Here is a 16,209-nt window from a genome sequence, read left to right as displayed (position 1 = left end):
CCGCACAGGTCAATACGGCCTTCCTGTATCTCAATGGCGAAGGCACCGCGCAGGATTACAAGAAAGCGTCCTTCTGGTTTCACGCCGCCGCCATCGGGGGCGTGCCCGCCGCCCGCTATAATCTCGCCGTGCTTTATGAAAAGGGTCTTGGCGTCGAACGCGACCCCGCGCGCGCCCTTGCCTGGTATGCGCTGGCGGCCCAGTCGGGACATGACATGGCGCTGAAAAGGCTGACGGAGCTCGTACCGAGCCTGCCGGGCCCGGCCGCGCCGGAGCCGGAGGATGCTGCGGCTTCCACCACTGCCCCGCCCCCGCCCCCTGCCGTGATTGACGGCATGGAAGGCGCCACTCCTTAACCAATTCTTCTGCGCCTCTGCCTAGACTGGGTCAGTTCCGTTCGGCGGTTCCAACCGGAGAGTTCAGGCAGTTGCGCGATCCTTACGACATTTTGGGGCTTCATCCCGGCGCGGGTAATGCCGAGGTGAAGGCTGCCTATCGCAAGCTCGCCAAGCAGTTGCACCCGGATGCCCAGGGGGCGACGGCGGGCCAGCAGGCGCGCTTTCAGGAAGTGACCGCCGCCTATAACCAGCTCAAGGATGAAGCGGCACGCCGCCGCTTTGAAGCCGAACGCCTCGCCAGAGAAGCTGCCGAGCGGCAACGCGGTTTCCGTGCTTCCTACCGCGAGAAAAAACCCGCATCCGCAAATACTGCCACAGGGGAGGCGACGGAAGCGGAAACCGACGATCATCTCTTTACAGAACTCTTCGAAGGTATTCGCAGCGCCGGCAAGCGCGTCTTTCGTGCGCGCGGCGATGACCGGACCTATCGCCTCAGTATCAGCTTTATCGAGGCGGCGAATGGCACGACAAAACGCGTGCGGCTTGAGGGCGGACGGACGCTTGATGTCACCGTTCCGCCCGGCATTGAAAGCGGCAAGCAGATCCGCCTCAAGGGTCAGGGGGGCGAGGGCCATGGCGGCGCGGAAGCGGGTGACGCGCTGGTGACCGTGAATGTCGAGCCGCATCCCTTTTTCGAGCGGCGGGAGCAGGATATTCACCTCACCCTGCCCGTCACCCTGCCGGAGGCGGTACTTGGCGCGCGGGTAGAGGTGCCGACCATATCCGGCCCCGTTTCCCTCTCGATCCCGCCCGGCTCTAATACGGGCACGAAGCTCCGGCTGCGCGGCAAGGGGCTGAAAGGGACGGGCGGAAGCGTCGGGGACCAATATGTGACCCTCTCGCTTACCCTGCCCGATACACAGGACAAGGCACTCAGGGCATTTGCCGAAAGCTGGTCCGAGGGCCGCGGGCATAACCCGCGAAAGGGCCTTCTGGACAAATGATTCGTTGCAAACTGTCGCAAAACGTGACCGGCAACCCCCTGAAATAAAGGGGCTTTTTTGTTAGACGCCCCTTGGCTTTTGTGTAGGATGCAGCACGATTTACGACCGCTAGCAGATTGACGGGGACACGATGAGCGACGCCATCACCAGCAATGGCCTGGAAATTAAGGGCAACCTGATGAAGGGCAAACGCGGCCTCGTCATGGGCGTTGCCAATAACCGATCGATTGCCTGGGGCATTGCCAAGGCCTGCGCCGAACATGGTGCGGAACTCGCCTTCACCTATCAGGGCGAGGCGCTGCAAAAGCGCGTCGTACCACTGGCGGAATCGGTGGGCTCCACCCTCGTCATGCCCTGCGACGTGATGGATGCGGCCAGCATGGATGCCGTTTTCGAGCGTCTGTCGAAGGAATGGGGAAAGCTCGATTTCCTCGTTCACGCCATCGCCTATTCCGACAAGTCGGAGCTGGATGGCCGCTATGTCGATACCACGCTCGACAATTTCACCGCCTCTATGGCGATTTCCTGCTATTCGCTCGCCGCGCTCTGCCAGCGCGCCGAAAAGCTGATGACGGACGGCGGCTCGGTTGTCACGCTGACCTATTACGGCTCAGAAAAGGTGATCCCGCATTACAACGTCATGGGCGTTGCAAAGGCCGCGCTTGAAGCGAGTGTGCGCTATCTCGCGGTTGATCTCGGCCGCAACAATATCCGCGTGAATGCCGTTTCCGCCGGACCGATCAAGACGCTTGCCGCTTCGGGCATTGGCGATTTCCGCTATATCCTGAAGTGGAACGAACTCAACTCACCGCTGAAACGCACGGTCAGCATTGAGGAAGTGGGCAACACGGCGCTCTATCTTCTCTCTGACCTGGGCTCGGGGGTCACCGGCGAAGTTCATCATGTCGATGCGGGCTATCACGTTGTCGGCATGAAGGCGGAAGACGCGCCGGACATGAGCATCGTCTGACGATCTCCTGTAAGATTTCCTCCAGCCGGACCACCGCATGAGGACGGTCCTTCGGGACCGGCTATCCAAGGATGTCGCATAACAACTTCGGCCATCTTTTCCGTGTGACGACCTGGGGCGAAAGCCACGGGCCTGCCCTTGGCTGCGTGGTCGATGGCACACCACCGCGCCTGCCGCTCAAGGCAGCCGATATCCAGCACTGGCTGGATCGCCGCCGCCCCGGCCAGTCACGCTTCACCACGCAGCGCCGCGAGCCGGACGAGGTGAAAATCCTCTCGGGCACCTTTGTCGAGGACGGGGTGGAACTCACCACCGGCACGCCGATTTCGCTGATGATCGAGAATGTCGATCAGCGCTCGAAAGACTATGGCGACATCGTCCAGAAGTTCCGGCCCGGCCATGCCGACTTCACCTATTTCGCTAAATATGGCATCCGCGATCATCGCGGCGGCGGGCGCTCTTCGGCGCGCGAGACGGCGGCGCGTGTTGCTGCCGGTGCTGTTGCTCGCGCGATCCTTGGCGAGACCATCACCATACGCGGCGCGCTGGTACAGATGGGTCCGCACAAGATAAACCGCGACAACTGGGACTGGGCAGAAACGGAAAACAATCCCTTCTGGTGCCCGGATGCAAAGGCCGCACAGGACTGGGAAGCCTATCTTGATGGCGTGCGCAAAAGCGGCTCCTCCTGCGGTGCGGTGATTGAGCTTGTCGCCACGGGTGTTCCCGTCGGCCTTGGCGCGCCGATCTACGGCAAGCTTGACGGTGATCTCGCTGCTGCGCTGATGAGCATCAATGCGGTGAAGGGCGTGGAGATTGGCGATGGCTTCGCTGCCGCTGCCCTTTCCGGCGAAGAAAATGCCGATGAGATGCAGTCAACGGCGGAAGGCCTTGCCTTCACCTCCAACCATGCAGGCGGCATTCTCGGCGGCATTTCCACCGGTCAGGACATTGTGGCGCGCTTTGCGGTGAAGCCCACCTCCTCCATTCTTTCGCCTCGCAAAACGGTGACGAAGGACGGCGAGGACACGGAGATCATCACCAAAGGTCGCCATGATCCCTGTGTCGGCATTCGCGCCGTGCCTGTGGGCGAAGCGATGATGGCGTGCGTGCTTGCCGACCATCTGCTGCGTCACCGCGCCCAGAACGGCTGACCATCCCGGCGACATTTCGGTAACTAGGTGCGGCGGAATATTCCGACCACTTCGAGATGCGGCGACCAGAGGAACTGGTCCACCGGCGTCACGCGTTCAAGCTGATAGCCGCCATCGAGCAGCGTGCGCGCATCGCGCGCGAACGTCGCCGGATTGCAGGAAACAGATGCAACGACCGGTACGGATGAACGGGCAATCTCTTCTGCCTGTGCAAGCGCACCGGAACGCGGCGGATCAATCACCACCGCGTCAAATGTGTTGAGTTCGGATGAGAGAAGCGGACGCCGCGCCAGGTCGCGCGTCTCGACTGTCACCGGCTTCAGCCCGAGCAGCGGCCCCTGCTCGCGCATCGCGCGATCAAGCGCTGCGAGCGCGCGCTTCTCGCCCTCTACCGCGTGAACGGAAGATGTGCGCGCAAAGGCAGCGGCGAATGTGCCCGACCCCGCATAAAGATCGACGATCCGCTTTGCCTTCCCCACGCCTTCCCGGACGAGATCGACCAGCGCCGCTTCGCCCTGCCGTGTAGGTTGCAGAAAGCCGCCCGGCGGGAGCATCACGCGCAGACCGGAGAGAGAAATCTCCGGCGGCAGGCGCTCCGCGATGATTTCGCCATCCCATGTGATGCGCGCAAAGCCCGATGCCTCCGCCTCGTGGCCAAGCTCCCCACGCAGCGCCCCGTCAAGCGGCTTGCCGCCTGTCACGGCGACATCAAGCCCGTTCTCCGTGGACGTGACCAGAAGCGATGCGCGCGAGCGGCGTGAAAGCCCCGGCGCGACAGCGCGCGCAAGCGCGGGCAGCGCCTCTTCAATCTCCGGCACAACAAGCGGACATTCCGTGATCGCCACGATGTTATGCGTTGCCCGCGCGTAATAGCCGAGCATCACATCCTTCTTCGTGCGCGTTGCGGCGAATGTCGCACGGCGTCGGCTTCGCGGCGCGGCGGTGACAAGCGGCGCAACCTCCGCCTCAATGCCGCGCGAAGCAAGGGCGGCGCTCACAAGGCCATGTTTCCAGTCCGCATAGAAATCGGGTGCTGCATGTTGCACGGCGCAGCCGCCGCATTGCCGGAAATGGCGGCAAGGCGCTGCAATGCGCGAAGGGGATGGTTCCAGAACTTTCAGAAGTGCCGCGCGATCGCCGTCCTGCGGCGCGACGCGCACAGTTTCGCCCGGCAGCACATAAGGCACGAAGAGAGAAGCCCCCTCACTCTCGGCAACGCCATCACCTTGCGCGCCGAGCCGGGTGATCTTCACATCGATTTCTGTGTTCATTCAAGGATTACAGCCGAAACCGGCATGACCTTTCAGACGAGCTTTGTCGGCGAGGCAATCTCGCGAAGACTCGCGATTGCCGTTTCACGCCCGCCAAGCGCCGCCAGCACCGTTTCCACGATTTGCGCGGCATTGAGCCCCGCCTTGTCATACATCAGTTCAGGCTTGTCGTGATCGATGAATATATCTGGCAGCGCAAGCGGGCGCACCTTGAGGCCGCGATCAAGCACACCGGAGTGCGCGAGGAAGTCGAGCACATGGCTGCCAAAGCCGCCAATCGAGCCTTCTTCAACCGTCACCAGCACTTCATGTTCACGCGCGAGCCGCGCCACGAGATCGGTGTCGAGCGGTTTCGCAAAGCGCGCATCCGCAACCGTTGTCGAAAGGCCGAGCGCACCAAGCTGCTCTGCTGCCTTCAGGGATTCCGCAAGGCGCGTTCCGAGCGAAAGGATCGCAACTTTTGTGCCTTCACGGATGATGCGGCCCTTGCCGATTTCAAGCGGCGTACCGATGGCCGGCATATCCACGCCCACACCTTCGCCGCGCGGATAGCGGAAGGCGGAAGGGCGGTCATCAATCTCGACCGCCGTTGCCACCATATGCATGAGTTCCGCTTCATCTGCGGCTGCCATGATGACGAAATCCGGCAGGCAGGCGAGAAAGGTGATGTCGTAGGCGCCCGCATGGGTCGGCCCGTCTGCACCGACGAGGCCCGCACGATCTATCGCGAAGCGAACCGGCAGGCGCTGGATCGCCACATCATGCACGACCTGATCATAGCCGCGCTGCAGGAAGGTCGAATAGATGGCGGCGAAAGGCTTGTAGCCTTCCGCAGCAAGGCCCGCCGCAAAGGTAACGCCATGCTGCTCGGCAATGCCGACATCAAAGGTGCGCTTCGGGAAACGCTCGCCGAAAAGATCAAGCCCCGTGCCGGAAGGCATGGCCGCGGTGACGGCGACGATTTTCTCATCGCGCTCCGCATGAGCGATCAGGCTGTCGGCAAAGACCTTTGTGTAGCTTGGCGCATTGGCTTTTGCCTTTGCCTGCGCGCCCGTCACCACGTCAAACTTGCTGACGCCGTGATATTTGTCGGCCGAGGCTTCGGCGGGCGCATAACCCTTGCCCTTCTGCGTCACGACATGGACAAGGATCGGCCCTTCGCGCGCGTCACGCACATTTTTCAGCACGGGCAGGAGGTGATCGAAATTATGCCCGTCAATCGGCCCCACATAATAAAGGCCGAGTTCTTCAAAGAGTGTCCCGCCCGTCGCCATGCCGCGCGCAAATTCTTCGGCGCGGCGCGCGCTTTCTTCCAACCGCTTTGGCAGGAGCTTGGCAAGCTGCTTGCCCAGATGGCGCATGGAGCGATAGGCACCGCCTGAAAGAAGCCGCGCGAGATAGGCGCTCATTGCGCCCACAGGCGGCGCAATCGACATGTCATTGTCGTTCAGAATGATGATGAGGCGGCTGTCCATCGAGCCGGCATTGTTCATCGCCTCATAGGCCATGCCAGCCGACATGGCACCATCGCCGATCACCGCCACGACATTATTGTTGCCGCCGCTCAGATCGCGGGCGACCGCCATGCCGAGACCGGATGAAATCGAGGTCGAGGAATGGGCCGCGCCAAAGGGGTCGTATTCGCTTTCGCCGCGCTTGGTGAAGCCGGAAAGTCCGCCCCCCTGCCGCAGCGTGCGGATGCGGTCGCGTCGCCCTGTCAGCACCTTGTGTGGATAGGCTTGATGGCCGACATCCCAGATGAGCCGATCTTCGGGCGTGTTGAAGACGTAATGCAGCGCCACGGTCAGTTCGACCACGCCAAGCCCCGCGCCCAGATGCCCCCCGGTTTGCGAGACAGCGTCGATCACTTCCGCGCGCAGCTCGTTTGCAAGCTGCACGAGATCGGATTCAGGGAGCGCGCGCAGATCCGCCGGGGTCCGCACCCGGTCGAGCAAGGGGGTCGAGAGTTTGCTGCTCAATACTCACCTCGGCCGTTACAAGGCCAGAAAGAGGGCTCACTGCCCTTCAACCGACAGCTCGCTACATGGTGCAGCGCGCCCCGAAATCGAAGATGGCTTTCAGTTGCGCCGGGTTATAACGAAACGAGCCGCCTGACGCAAAAGGTCGGCTCTTTCATCAAACAAATCAAGGTGTTGAACGGCCTGATCGGCCAACATTCGGGCCTGGTCGCGCGCGCGGTCGATACCCAGAATGGAAACAAAGGTCGCCTTGCCGACCGCCGAATCCTTGCCGACCGCCTTGCCCATCATGGCCGCGTCGCCTTCTGCATCAAGCAGATCGTCGGTGATCTGGTAGGCAAGACCAAGATCGTGTGAGTAGGCACGCAGCGCCTGAAGCGGCTCGGGCGATGCCCGCCCGAGAATAGCCCCTGCCTCGCAGGAGAAGGTAATCAGCGCGCCTGTCTTCAGCTTCTGAAGGCGGGTGATGCCGTGCATGTCGAGCGTCTGGCCCTCGCTCGTAAGATCGATCATCTGGCCGCCCACCATGCCCCTTGCCCCCGCAGCAGCGGCGAGGCGGCGTACCAGTTCGATCCGCACCCGGGCGCGCTCATGGGTTTCGGGATCGCCCAGAATATCAAAGGCAAAGGTCAGTAGCGCATCACCGGCGAGAACCGCCGTTGCCTCATCATATTGGCGATGAACGGTCGGCGCGCCGTGGCGCATATCGTCATCATCCATGCAGGGCAGATCGTCATGCACGAGCGAGTAGATATGGACACATTCAACCGCCGAGGCGACACGAAGCGCCGCTTCCGAGGAAACGCCGAACAGCCGCGCGCTCTGGCAGACGAGAAAGGGGCGGAAACGCTTGCCGCCGCCCAGCGCCGCATAGCGCATGGCCTCTATCAGCCGCGCCTCCGGCCCTTCCGGGCGGGGCAGCAGCCGGTCGAGCATGGCAGTTGCCTCAGCCGCGCAGGCTGCAAGCGCCGCCTCGAAAGCGCTGTCCGCTCCGTTGATGACGGTCATCTCCGGGCCCGACATCAGTCGATGTCGAGCGGGCCGGTGCCCGTCGGCTCGCCGGTCGCCGAGAGCGTAATCTTCTCGACTTTCGCTTCCGCCACCTTGAGCCGCGCCTCGCAATGCGCCTTCAGCGCCGTTCCCCGCTCGTAAAGTTCGATCGATTTTTCAAGCGGTGCTTCGCCCGATTCAAGCTGGGTGACGATCCTTTCAAGCTGCGCCAGTGCCTCCTCGAAGCTCAGCTTCTCGATATCCTTCTCGGCTTCGGATTTCGCGGCAGACATGGGTTTCTCCTGATCGGCGGGCGGTTCTCAGGCAGCCAGCATGAGCGCTCTCACATGGGCTCTCGTGCTTGCCGCCAAGGCTTCCAAGTCATACCCCCCCTCAAGCGCGGAGACAACGCGGCCGCCGCAAAGACGGTCCGCTGCCTTCACGATCTCGGCTGTCGCGTAGCCGAAATCCGACTCGGTGAGGCAGAGATTGGCAAGCGGGTCTGATACATGCGCATCGAAACCCGCCGAAATGAAGATGAATTCGGGGCGGAATTGGTCAAGCGTCGGAATGATCGCATTGTCGATGGCGGCACGGAACTCTTCGGAACCCGCACCCGGCGGCAGGCAGCGATTATAGATATTGCCAAGCCCGTGCTCATTCGCCCGGCCCGTTCCGGGATAGAGTGGCCATTGATGCGTGGAGATATAGAGGAGCGAGGGATCGCACTCGAAAGCCGCCTGCGTGCCATTGCCGTGATGCACGTCGAAATCCACCACTGCGACACGCGCGCAGCCATGCGCCTCCCGCGCATGAAGGGCGCCAATGGCAATATTGTTGAAGAGGCAGAAGCCCATCGCCGTCAACGGTTCGGCGTGATGCCCGGGCGGGCGCACGGCGCAAAAGACATTGCGCGCCCTGCCCGCCATCACCTCATCTACGCCATAAACGACAGCGCCCGCCGCGCGATAGGCAGCTTCCAGCGAGCCGGGTGACATGGCGGTATCGGCATCTATGCGGCGGAAGCCCTCCGAAGGAGCCGAACCTTCGATGAATTCGATATGGCCTTCCGTATGAACCCGCCCGATCTGCTCCCGGGTGGCGCGCGGCGCTTCCACGCGCTCCAGCAGCATGAATTCTTCCGCTTCAAGCACGCCAAGCACAGCACGCAGCCGCTCCACATTTTCCGGGTGGCCGGGCGGCGTTTCATGCTTGAAACAGGCGGAATGGGTGACGAGAAGCGTGGTCATCCTGAAACCCTAGCACAGCTTTCCGTCGGCCCCGAAAAAGGGCTGTCAGGCGCGGCGATACCAGTTCACGCCCTTTTCGTCGCGGCTCACGGTGATGAGCCTCCGGCCAAGCAGGCAGTTCAGATGGGCAAGGCTCTCGCCCGTCGCCATGAAGAAGACTTCCGGTCCAATCTTGCGCTTGAAGAGCGCGGGGAACACGTCAATCGCGCGGCACGGTTCCTCCAGCATGTCGAGCAGCCTGGCGAGACCTTCCTCATGCCCGTCGATGAGCTGCGTCAGACGCTCATGCAGCCCGTAGAAAGGCTCATTATGAGCGGGCAGCACCAGCACATCATGCGGCAGCTCGGCGCGGATACGCTTGCAGCTTTCGATCCAGTCTTCGAGCGGGTTTTCGTAAGCCTCGGTCGGATGAAGACTGACATTGGACGAGATGCGCGGCAGCACCTGATCGCCGGAAATCAGGATGCGGTCTTCCTCGCAGAATAGGCAGACATGTTCCGGCGCATGGCCGCTCCCGATCACGACGCGCCATGTGCGCCCGCCGATCTGAAGCTCATCCCCTTCGCGCAGGCGGCGGAAAATATCCGGCAGCCGCGAGACGCGCTCGCCGAAGCCGCCGAAGCGTTTGCGGTAGCTCTCGATCCCGCGCTCGCTGAAGCCCGCCGCGCGGTAGAAATCGAGCGCTTCCTTCGGCGCGTCGCGCCCCGTATCCAGCACGAGGTTGCGGCACATCAGGAAATCCGTGCGCGACATGCGCAGCTCGATCCCCCATTTGCGGGTGAACCAGCCGGCGAGCCCGACATGATCGGGATGGAGATGCGTGACAACGAGGCCCGTTACCGGTTTGCCGTTCAGACCTGTCTGAAATATCTGCCGCCAGAGCGCCTTCACTTCATCGGAGGCAACGCCCGTATCCACCACCGTCCAGCCATCACCATCTTCCAGCAACCAGAGATTGATATGGTCAAGCTGGAAGGGAAGCGGCATGCGCACCCAGAATATGCCGGGCGCGACCTGCATCATTTCCGCCGGACCCGGCACCCGCTCGAACGGGTAGTGCAGATTGTTGCTCTCGATGGGAGCCTGGGAAATATCGGACATGAACGCTCTCGACAGGTGCGGTGCGCTACTATGCGCAAGCGTTCGTGATAGGCGCATGGGCGGGGCGCGTCAAACCGACGCCCCCATCAACCTGTTTTCCGCTACGGCATCCGGCAGTGCGGATTACCCCAGATCGTCCGCGCCGAGCGTGTAGAGGCTTTCGCCACCAGCCGTGGCGGGGGCGAGCAGACCATGAACGCCGGGCAAAATAGCGGACGCATAGAATTGCGCCATTGCCCGGCGCGCGGGGGATGCCCCGTCCGCCGCGGCACGGGCGAGGAAATGCCCGCCTGCCGCCGTGCCGAAAAGGCGCAGATACGGCGTGGCGCCTGCAAGACAGTCATTCGGTGCTGATTTCAGATTGGCGAGCATGTAGTCCGTCGCCTTGTCGAGCGTGTCCAGCGCCTCATCAAGCGCGGCGCCGATGCGCGTCCGCAGCTCGTCATTCGACGACCGCGCTTCCTGCGCCGTCTGACGCATTTCATTGATGAAGCTCCGCACCACCTCGCCATTGCCGAGCGGCAGCTTGCGCGAAACAAGATCGATGGCCTGAATGCCATTCGTGCCTTCATAGATCGGCAAAATGCGCGCATCCCGCAGGAACTGCGCCGCGCCCGTTTCTTCAACGAAGCCCATGCCGCCGTGAATTTGCACGCCGAGCGAGGCTACCTCAAAGCCGATATCGGTCGAGAAAGATTTGGCAATCGGCGTCAGCAGGTCGGCGCGGGCTTGCGCGGCGCGGCGCGCTTCCTCCGTTGCAGCAACTTCGGCCCCGTCAATCGCCACGGCCGTCGCGTAGCAGATTGCGCGCGCGGCTTCCGTCATCGACTTCATGGTGTAGAGCGTGCGGCGAATATCGGGATGTTCGATGATCGGCACCATTTCGCCGGGTGCCAGATCAGAGCCGACGGGCCGCCCCTGTTTGCGCTCCTTCGCATAGGCGAGGGCATGCTGATAAGCCGCTTCCGCAATGGCCACGCCCTGCGTGCCGACAAGCAGGCGTGCATTGTTCATCATGGTGAACATGCAGGCGAGGCCGCGATTTTCTTCACCGATCAGCCAACCAATCGCGCCGCCATTCTCGCCATAGGACATGGTGCAGGTGGGGCTGCCATGAATGCCGAGCTTTTCTTCAATGCCGATGCAATAAGCATCGTTGCGCTCGCCGAGCGAACCGTCCTCATTCACAAGGAATTTCGGCACGAGGAAAAGCGAGATGCCCTTGGTGCCCGCCGGTGCATCCGGCAGGCGCGCCAGCACGAGATGGACGATATTGTCCGTCATATCGTGGTCGCCATAGGTGATGAAGATTTTCGTGCCGGTGATGCGATAGGTACCGTCACCCTGCGGCACGGCCTTCGCCTTCAGCGCGTTGAGGTCGGAGCCTGCCTGCGGTTCGGTCAGGTTCATCGTGCCGGTCCACTCACCGGAGATGAGCTTCGGCAGATAGCATTCCTTCTGCTCCGGCGTGCCATGCGCGGTGAGCGCCTCGATGGCACCTTGCGAGAGGATCGGACAGAGGCCGAAAGACATGCAGGCGGCATTCCACATTTCCTGCATCGCAACCGAGAGGGCGACGGGAAGCCCCTGCCCGCCAAATTCCGGCGTGGCGGCAATGCTGCCCCAGCCACCTTCCACCCATTGCTTGTAGGCATCCGCAAAGCCTGCGGGCACGGAGACGCCCTTCTCGCCAAGCTTCGCGCCTTCAGCATCGCCCGAACGGTTCAGCGGGGCCAGCACATCGGCGGCGAGCTTCGCGCCTTCCTCCATGACGGACTCGACGAGATCGGCGGAAATCTCCTCAAAAGGGCCCGACCCCAGAAGCCCGGACAGACCGGCGACCTCGTTCAGCGTGTAAGCCATGTCGCGAACCGGCGGACGATATGTCATGAACACTCCTGAAAAGACTGAAAGGCACCGGAAAAACTGGTATCGGGCCTGATTGATATATTCTTAGTCCCGATTGTACCGGGCGGAAGGATGGATGAAAGTGGCGGAATGCCTCACTGCAACGGCGGACGCAACGGAAAAAGCGGGTATCGCGATCCGCGAAGGCCGCCTTGTCGCCTTTCCGACCGAGACTGTCTATGGCCTCGGCGCGGATGCGACCAATGATGAGGCAGTCGCGAGCATTTTCGAAGCGAAGGGCCGCCCCCGTTTCAACCCGCTGATCGTGCATGTCTCGGACTTCGAGGAAGCGGCGCGGCATTGCCTTTTCAATCCGGCCGCAGAAAAGCTCGCCCGTGCCTTCTGGCCGGGCGGCATAACGCTTGTCCTGCCGCGCCGGGCAGAGACACCGCTTTCGCTTCTGGTAAGCGCCGGGCTCGACACGGTTGCCATTCGCGTGCCGAACCATCCGGTCGCGCAGGCGCTGCTCGCCGGCGCAGGGAGGCCGATTGCCGCCCCTTCCGCCAATCCGTCCGGTCGGGTCAGTCCCACAACGGCGGCGCATGTGATGGAAGGGCTTGGCGAGGCAGCACAGCTTGCCTTTGTGCTTGATGGCGGTGCCTGCCCGCTCGGCCTTGAATCCAGCGTGATCGGCTTTCCGGGCGGCGTGCCGACGCTGCTGCGCCCCGGTGCGGTCGCGCGGGAAGAAATCGAGACGGTGCTTGGCGCACCCCTTGCCGATGCGGATGCGACATCAGGCGAGGAAGGCCGTGCCTCTCCCGGCCAGCTTGAAAGCCACTATGCGCCTGGCTCCCCGCTCCGCCTCAATGCGGAGCGTGTGTCAGGCGATGAAGTGCTGCTCGCTTTCGGACCCACGGTGCCGGAAGCAGCGACGGTTCTGAACCTTTCGCCCAGGGGGGATCTTCGGGAAGCGGCGGCCAATCTTTTCGCCATGCTCCGCGCGCTTGATGCGCAGGCCGGTGGCCGGTGCATTGCCGTCATGCCGATCCCGACGGACGGGCTTGGCGAGGCGATCAATGACCGGCTGAAGCGGGCCGCCGCACCGAAGAACTAGGCAGCCCCCTGCGAGATGAGAAGCGTCGGCACACCACAGGTCGGCTTGCGGATGGTCGCGACCTCCGTGCCTGGCTTGCGGCCCTTGCGCACTTCCGACACATCAAGCCCCGCCTTCGCCATGCGTTCGGCAGCACCCGCCGCATCTGTCACCTGCCAGGCGACACCCCAATAGTGATCGGCCTTGGGTGCCTTCGCCTTGTCGAGCGGTTCCACCACTTCAAGCGTCAGCCCGCCCAGCCGGAAGAAAAGCTGGCGGACACCCCATTCGGGCTTCGTATGGTCGAGGGCGAGGCGGATGCCGAATTTGTCGCCATAAAGCGCCTTGCAGGCTTCGGCATCGGGCGTCATCACCACGACATGATCGCAGGCGGACACGGCCTCTGCCTCTGACACGCCTTCAAGCAGCGGTGCCGGCGGCAGCGCATCGGCGGCGCTCAGATGCTGGATACCGAAGGAAAAGAGGCCGCGCATCGTCTCGCGCGGCAGACCGAAAGTGCGCCAGCGCCGCTCTGCGCCTGTCATAACATCCCGGCCCAATCCATCCACCGGGTCGCCTGCGGGAACGCCCTTTTCACGCAAGGAGGCAATCCTTGCCACCGCATCATTGGTGCCAAAGACCACGCCGAACATGCCCTCGCCCTTCTCCTCGAGATGAGCGCGCAGCATATCCCCGTTCGGTCCCTCGCCGGAGGGGCCGAACAGCTCAACATAGGTATTGCCGAGCCGATAGAGAATATTCGCCGAGCCCATGCCGGGATGAATGCCCTTCCAAGACGGGGAGCGGCCAAAAATCTGATTGTAGGTTTTCTCCGCCTCATCGAGATCGCGGACCGCGATGATGAGATGGTCAACACTCGTGAATGAACCCATGGAACGCTCCCTCGGCAAGAAAGGCGGCACTCTATAAGCATTCCGGCAGGCTCGCCAGAGCGGCGCTCATACTTATCCCCGCCATCTTCCGGCTGGTGTATGATCGTCCCTTCGATGGAGAGCCGCTCTCTTTATCCTTGCACGAATGGATGTGAGACTTCCCGGATGCCTTTTTCTGCCGCCGCCCTTCAGGAAAAACTCAACACGCTTGCGCGGCAATATGACGTGCCGGGGGCTGTTCTGGCGGTATGGACGGATGGCGCGCTGTCAGAGGTGGCGACGGGTGTCTGCAACATCGAAACCAAAGTGCCTGTCACGACCGACACGCTTTTCCAGATCGGCTCCATCACCAAGCTCTATACGGCGGCGCTCTGCCTTCAGCTTGTCGAGGAAGGCAAGCTTGAACTCGACCAGCCCATTCGCGCCGTGCTGCCTGATTTTGCGCTGCCGGACGAAGACGTGGCTGCCCGCCTGACGCTTCGCCATCTGCTCAACCATACGAGCGGCATTGATGGTGATTTCTTCAAGGACGCCGGGCGCGGTGAGGACCGGATCGGGAAATATGTTCATCTGCTGAAGGATGTCGCGCAGGTGCATCCGCTCGGTGCGATGTTTTCCTATTGCAATGCCGGTTTTGTGCTTGCGGGCCGCCTGGTGGAAGTTGCCTCCGGCATAGGCTGGGACAAGGCGGTGCGCACCCGTCTCGCAAAGCCGCTTGGCACGCCTTCCTTCTCAACGCTGCCCGAGCAGGCCATGCGTTATCAGACCGCGATTGGCCATGTCGGCGCGCCGGGCGCATTGATGGTGACGCCCATCGCCTATCTTGCACAATCAAACGCGCCTGCAGGCTCCATGCCCATGGCGAAAGCGCGGGACGTGATCGCCTTTGCGCGGATGATGATGGCCGACGGTGTGAGCGCCGACGGGACACGCATTCTCTCGTCCGCCAGCGTGGCTGCCATGCACCGCGCGACCACCACCTGCCCGCCCCGCATGAATATCGACGCGATCGGCCTTGCGACCTTCCTCTGGGATCGGAATGGCGACGGGCAATATGAAATGTTCGGGCATGATGGCTCGACCATCGGGCAGGCCTCATGGCTGCGTTATCACCCGGAAAGCGGCACCGCGCTTGCGCTCCTCACCAATGGCGGCAATGGCAAGGGTCTTGCCGATGAGCTGATGCAAGCCGTGTTTGCAGAGGCGACAGGCGTCGCCCCGCCTCAACCTCTGATGCCCGACACGTCTCTCACCCCTGACACCGCGCCGCTCATCGGCACCTATGGCAAGGCGAGTGGTACGGTAGAAGTGTACGAGAACGACGGAAAGCTCGTTGCGCGCCACAGGCCGTCAGCGGATTTCGCGGCCTTGCAAGGGGCTTATGAGGTCGAGCTTCTGCCTGTGAGCGAAACGCTCTTTCTCGGCACGGCACCGGGCTATACACGCGCTGCGACCTATCATTTTCTGGAAAGGGACGCAGAGGGCCGCGCGCTTTATCTCCATACCGGCGTGAGGGCGCATCGGCGATTGGGGTAACGTGCCCAATTCGCGCTATGCTCTGCTCTCCACTCTTTTCGGGCCACCTCGCATGAAACCGACACAAGACATATTGGCACGCCTCAAGGAGATCACCGGCGAGAAAGGTTTTCTCACCGATGAAGTCGATATGGCGCCCTATCTCCAGGAGCGGCGCGAACTCTTTGCCGGTCGCGCGGCAGCGGTTCTGCGTCCGTCATCGGTGGAGGAGGTTTCCGCCATCATGCGTATTGCGCATGAAGCGGGCATTGCCGTTGTGCCGCAGGGAGGAAATACCGGCCTTGTCGGCGGGCAGATGCCGGATCAGAGCGGGGACGCCATCGTGCTTTCCCTCTCGCGCATGAACCAGGTGCGCGCGATTGATGCAGTGAACAATACGCTGACAGTCGATGCAGGCGTGACACTCGCTGCCGCGCAGGAAGCGGCTGCATCTGGCGACCGGCTTTTCCCGCTCAGCCTTGCCTCGGAAGGCACCTGCCAGATCGGTGGCGTTCTTTCCACCAATGCAGGCGGCACGCAAGTTCTGCGTTACGGGAACGCGCGCGATCTCGTGCTTGGCCTCGAAGTGGTTCTCGCAAATGGCGACATCTGGAACGGGCTTACGGGGCTGCGCAAGGATAATACGGGCTATGATCTGAAACAGCTTTTCCTCGGCTCGGAAGGCACGCTCGGCATTATCACCGGCGCCGTTCTGAAACTCTTTCCGCGCCCGCAGGCTGTATCCACTGCCTTTGCTGCCGTGCCCGATGTCGCGTCTGCCGTCATGCTGCTGCGTATCGCTG

15 protein-coding genes are annotated in these 16,209 nt (G+C 62.4%); 7 read left to right on the top strand and 8 right to left on the bottom strand.

The genetic code is table 11. The annotated features are described in order from the left end of the window. The 4 genes from WBF74_RS09970 to aroC all read left to right on the top strand — a co-directional run. On the top strand, positions 1-356 hold a 356-nt coding region (locus tag WBF74_RS09970), incomplete at its 5' end, for a tetratricopeptide repeat protein (RefSeq protein WP_424438962.1). Between the two features lie 71 nt (positions 357-427). Beyond that, positions 428-1,342 (top strand): DnaJ C-terminal domain-containing protein, encoded by a 915-nt coding sequence (locus tag WBF74_RS09965; RefSeq protein WP_424438959.1) that lies wholly within the window; start codon positions 428-430, stop codon positions 1,340-1,342. Positions 1,343-1,472: 130 nt separating this feature from the next. Further along, positions 1,473-2,312 (top strand): enoyl-ACP reductase FabI, encoded by an 840-nt coding sequence (gene fabI, locus WBF74_RS09960; RefSeq protein ID WP_424438956.1) that lies wholly within the window; start codon positions 1,473-1,475, stop codon positions 2,310-2,312. 71 nt (positions 2,313-2,383) lie between these two features. Next, positions 2,384-3,466, top strand: a complete 1,083-nt coding sequence (gene aroC, locus WBF74_RS09955) for a chorismate synthase (RefSeq protein ID WP_424438953.1) — start codon at positions 2,384-2,386, stop codon at positions 3,464-3,466. A 23-nt stretch (positions 3,467-3,489) separates the two neighbouring features. Here the strand turns inward: aroC and WBF74_RS09950 are convergent, their stop codons facing one another. The 7 genes from WBF74_RS09950 to WBF74_RS09920 all read right to left on the bottom strand — a co-directional run bounded on the left by WBF74_RS09950 (position 3,490) and on the right by WBF74_RS09920 (position 11,947). Beyond that, on the bottom strand, positions 3,490-4,737 hold the full coding sequence (locus WBF74_RS09950; RefSeq protein ID WP_424438950.1) for a class I SAM-dependent RNA methyltransferase: 1,248 nt from the start codon (positions 4,735-4,737) through the stop codon (positions 3,490-3,492). Between the two features lie 32 nt (positions 4,738-4,769). Next, positions 4,770-6,716 (bottom strand): 1-deoxy-D-xylulose-5-phosphate synthase, encoded by a 1,947-nt coding sequence (gene dxs / locus WBF74_RS09945; protein WP_424438947.1) that lies wholly within the window; start codon positions 6,714-6,716, stop codon positions 4,770-4,772. A gap of 99 nt (positions 6,717-6,815) precedes the next feature. Further along, positions 6,816-7,724, bottom strand: a complete 909-nt coding sequence (locus WBF74_RS09940; RefSeq protein ID WP_424438944.1) for a polyprenyl synthetase family protein — start codon at positions 7,722-7,724, stop codon at positions 6,816-6,818. A gap of 14 nt (positions 7,725-7,738) precedes the next feature. Beyond that, positions 7,739-7,999, bottom strand: a complete 261-nt coding sequence (locus tag WBF74_RS09935) for an exodeoxyribonuclease VII small subunit (RefSeq protein WP_424438941.1) — start codon at positions 7,997-7,999, stop codon at positions 7,739-7,741. Positions 8,000-8,026: 27 nt separating this feature from the next. Further along, positions 8,027-8,956 (bottom strand): histone deacetylase family protein, encoded by a 930-nt coding sequence (locus WBF74_RS09930; protein ID WP_424438938.1) that lies wholly within the window; start codon positions 8,954-8,956, stop codon positions 8,027-8,029. Positions 8,957-9,001: 45 nt separating this feature from the next. Further along, positions 9,002-10,057, bottom strand: coding sequence for an MBL fold metallo-hydrolase (locus WBF74_RS09925; RefSeq protein WP_424438935.1), 1,056 nt, complete (start codon positions 10,055-10,057; stop codon positions 9,002-9,004). Between the two features lie 123 nt (positions 10,058-10,180). Beyond that, complete coding sequence (locus WBF74_RS09920) at positions 10,181-11,947, bottom strand: acyl-CoA dehydrogenase (RefSeq protein WP_424438932.1); 1,767 nt, start codon at positions 11,945-11,947, stop codon at positions 10,181-10,183. Between the two features lie 94 nt (positions 11,948-12,041). Between WBF74_RS09920 and WBF74_RS09915 the strand changes: the two genes are divergently transcribed. Continuing rightward, entirely contained in the window at positions 12,042-13,019 is a 978-nt protein-coding gene (locus WBF74_RS09915) for an L-threonylcarbamoyladenylate synthase (RefSeq protein ID WP_424438929.1), read from the top strand. Here the strand turns inward: WBF74_RS09915 and WBF74_RS09910 are convergent. Next, positions 13,016-13,891 carry a VOC family protein gene (locus WBF74_RS09910; RefSeq protein ID WP_424438926.1) on the bottom strand — a complete coding sequence of 292 codons (876 nt, stop codon included), beginning with the start codon at positions 13,889-13,891 and terminating at the stop codon, positions 13,016-13,018. The two genes, WBF74_RS09915 and WBF74_RS09910, sit on opposite strands and share 4 nt — an antisense overlap. 165 nt (positions 13,892-14,056) lie before the next feature. Between WBF74_RS09910 and WBF74_RS09905 the strand changes: the two genes are divergently transcribed. Both WBF74_RS09905 and WBF74_RS09900 read left to right on the top strand, forming a co-directional pair. Further along, complete coding sequence (locus WBF74_RS09905) at positions 14,057-15,427, top strand: serine hydrolase domain-containing protein (protein WP_424438923.1); 1,371 nt, start codon at positions 14,057-14,059, stop codon at positions 15,425-15,427. 52 nt (positions 15,428-15,479) lie between these two features. After that, the coding region (locus WBF74_RS09900; protein ID WP_424438920.1) for an FAD-binding oxidoreductase at positions 15,480-16,209 on the top strand (730 nt) is incomplete at its 3' end.

Origin of the sequence: Parvibaculum sp., from assembly GCF_049672805.1 — a bacterium.
Classification (GTDB): Bacteria; Pseudomonadota; Alphaproteobacteria; order Parvibaculales; family Parvibaculaceae; genus Parvibaculum.
This window is presented reverse-complemented; position numbering and strand designations above follow the sequence as displayed.

Coding starts and splice junctions, on each gene's coding strand:
- fabI (WP_424438956.1), top strand. CDS start 1,473: ATGAGCGACGCCATCACCAGCAATGGCCTGGAAATTAAGGGCAACCTG.
- aroC (WP_424438953.1), top strand. CDS start 2,384: ATGTCGCATAACAACTTCGGCCATCTTTTCCGTGTGACGACCTGGGGC.
- WBF74_RS09950 (WP_424438950.1), bottom strand. CDS start 4,737: ATGAACACAGAAATCGATGTGAAGATCACCCGGCTCGGCGCGCAAGGT.
- WBF74_RS09940 (WP_424438944.1), bottom strand. CDS start 7,724: ATGACCGTCATCAACGGAGCGGACAGCGCTTTCGAGGCGGCGCTTGCA.
- WBF74_RS09935 (WP_424438941.1), bottom strand. CDS start 7,999: ATGTCTGCCGCGAAATCCGAAGCCGAGAAGGATATCGAGAAGCTGAGC.
- WBF74_RS09930 (WP_424438938.1), bottom strand. CDS start 8,956: ATGACCACGCTTCTCGTCACCCATTCCGCCTGTTTCAAGCATGAAACG.
- WBF74_RS09925 (WP_424438935.1), bottom strand. CDS start 10,057: ATGTCCGATATTTCCCAGGCTCCCATCGAGAGCAACAATCTGCACTAC.
- WBF74_RS09920 (WP_424438932.1), bottom strand. CDS start 11,947: ATGACATATCGTCCGCCGGTTCGCGACATGGCTTACACGCTGAACGAG.
- WBF74_RS09915 (WP_424438929.1), top strand. CDS start 12,042: ATGAAAGTGGCGGAATGCCTCACTGCAACGGCGGACGCAACGGAAAAA.
- WBF74_RS09910 (WP_424438926.1), bottom strand. CDS start 13,891: ATGGGTTCATTCACGAGTGTTGACCATCTCATCATCGCGGTCCGCGAT.
- WBF74_RS09905 (WP_424438923.1), top strand. CDS start 14,057: ATGCCTTTTTCTGCCGCCGCCCTTCAGGAAAAACTCAACACGCTTGCG.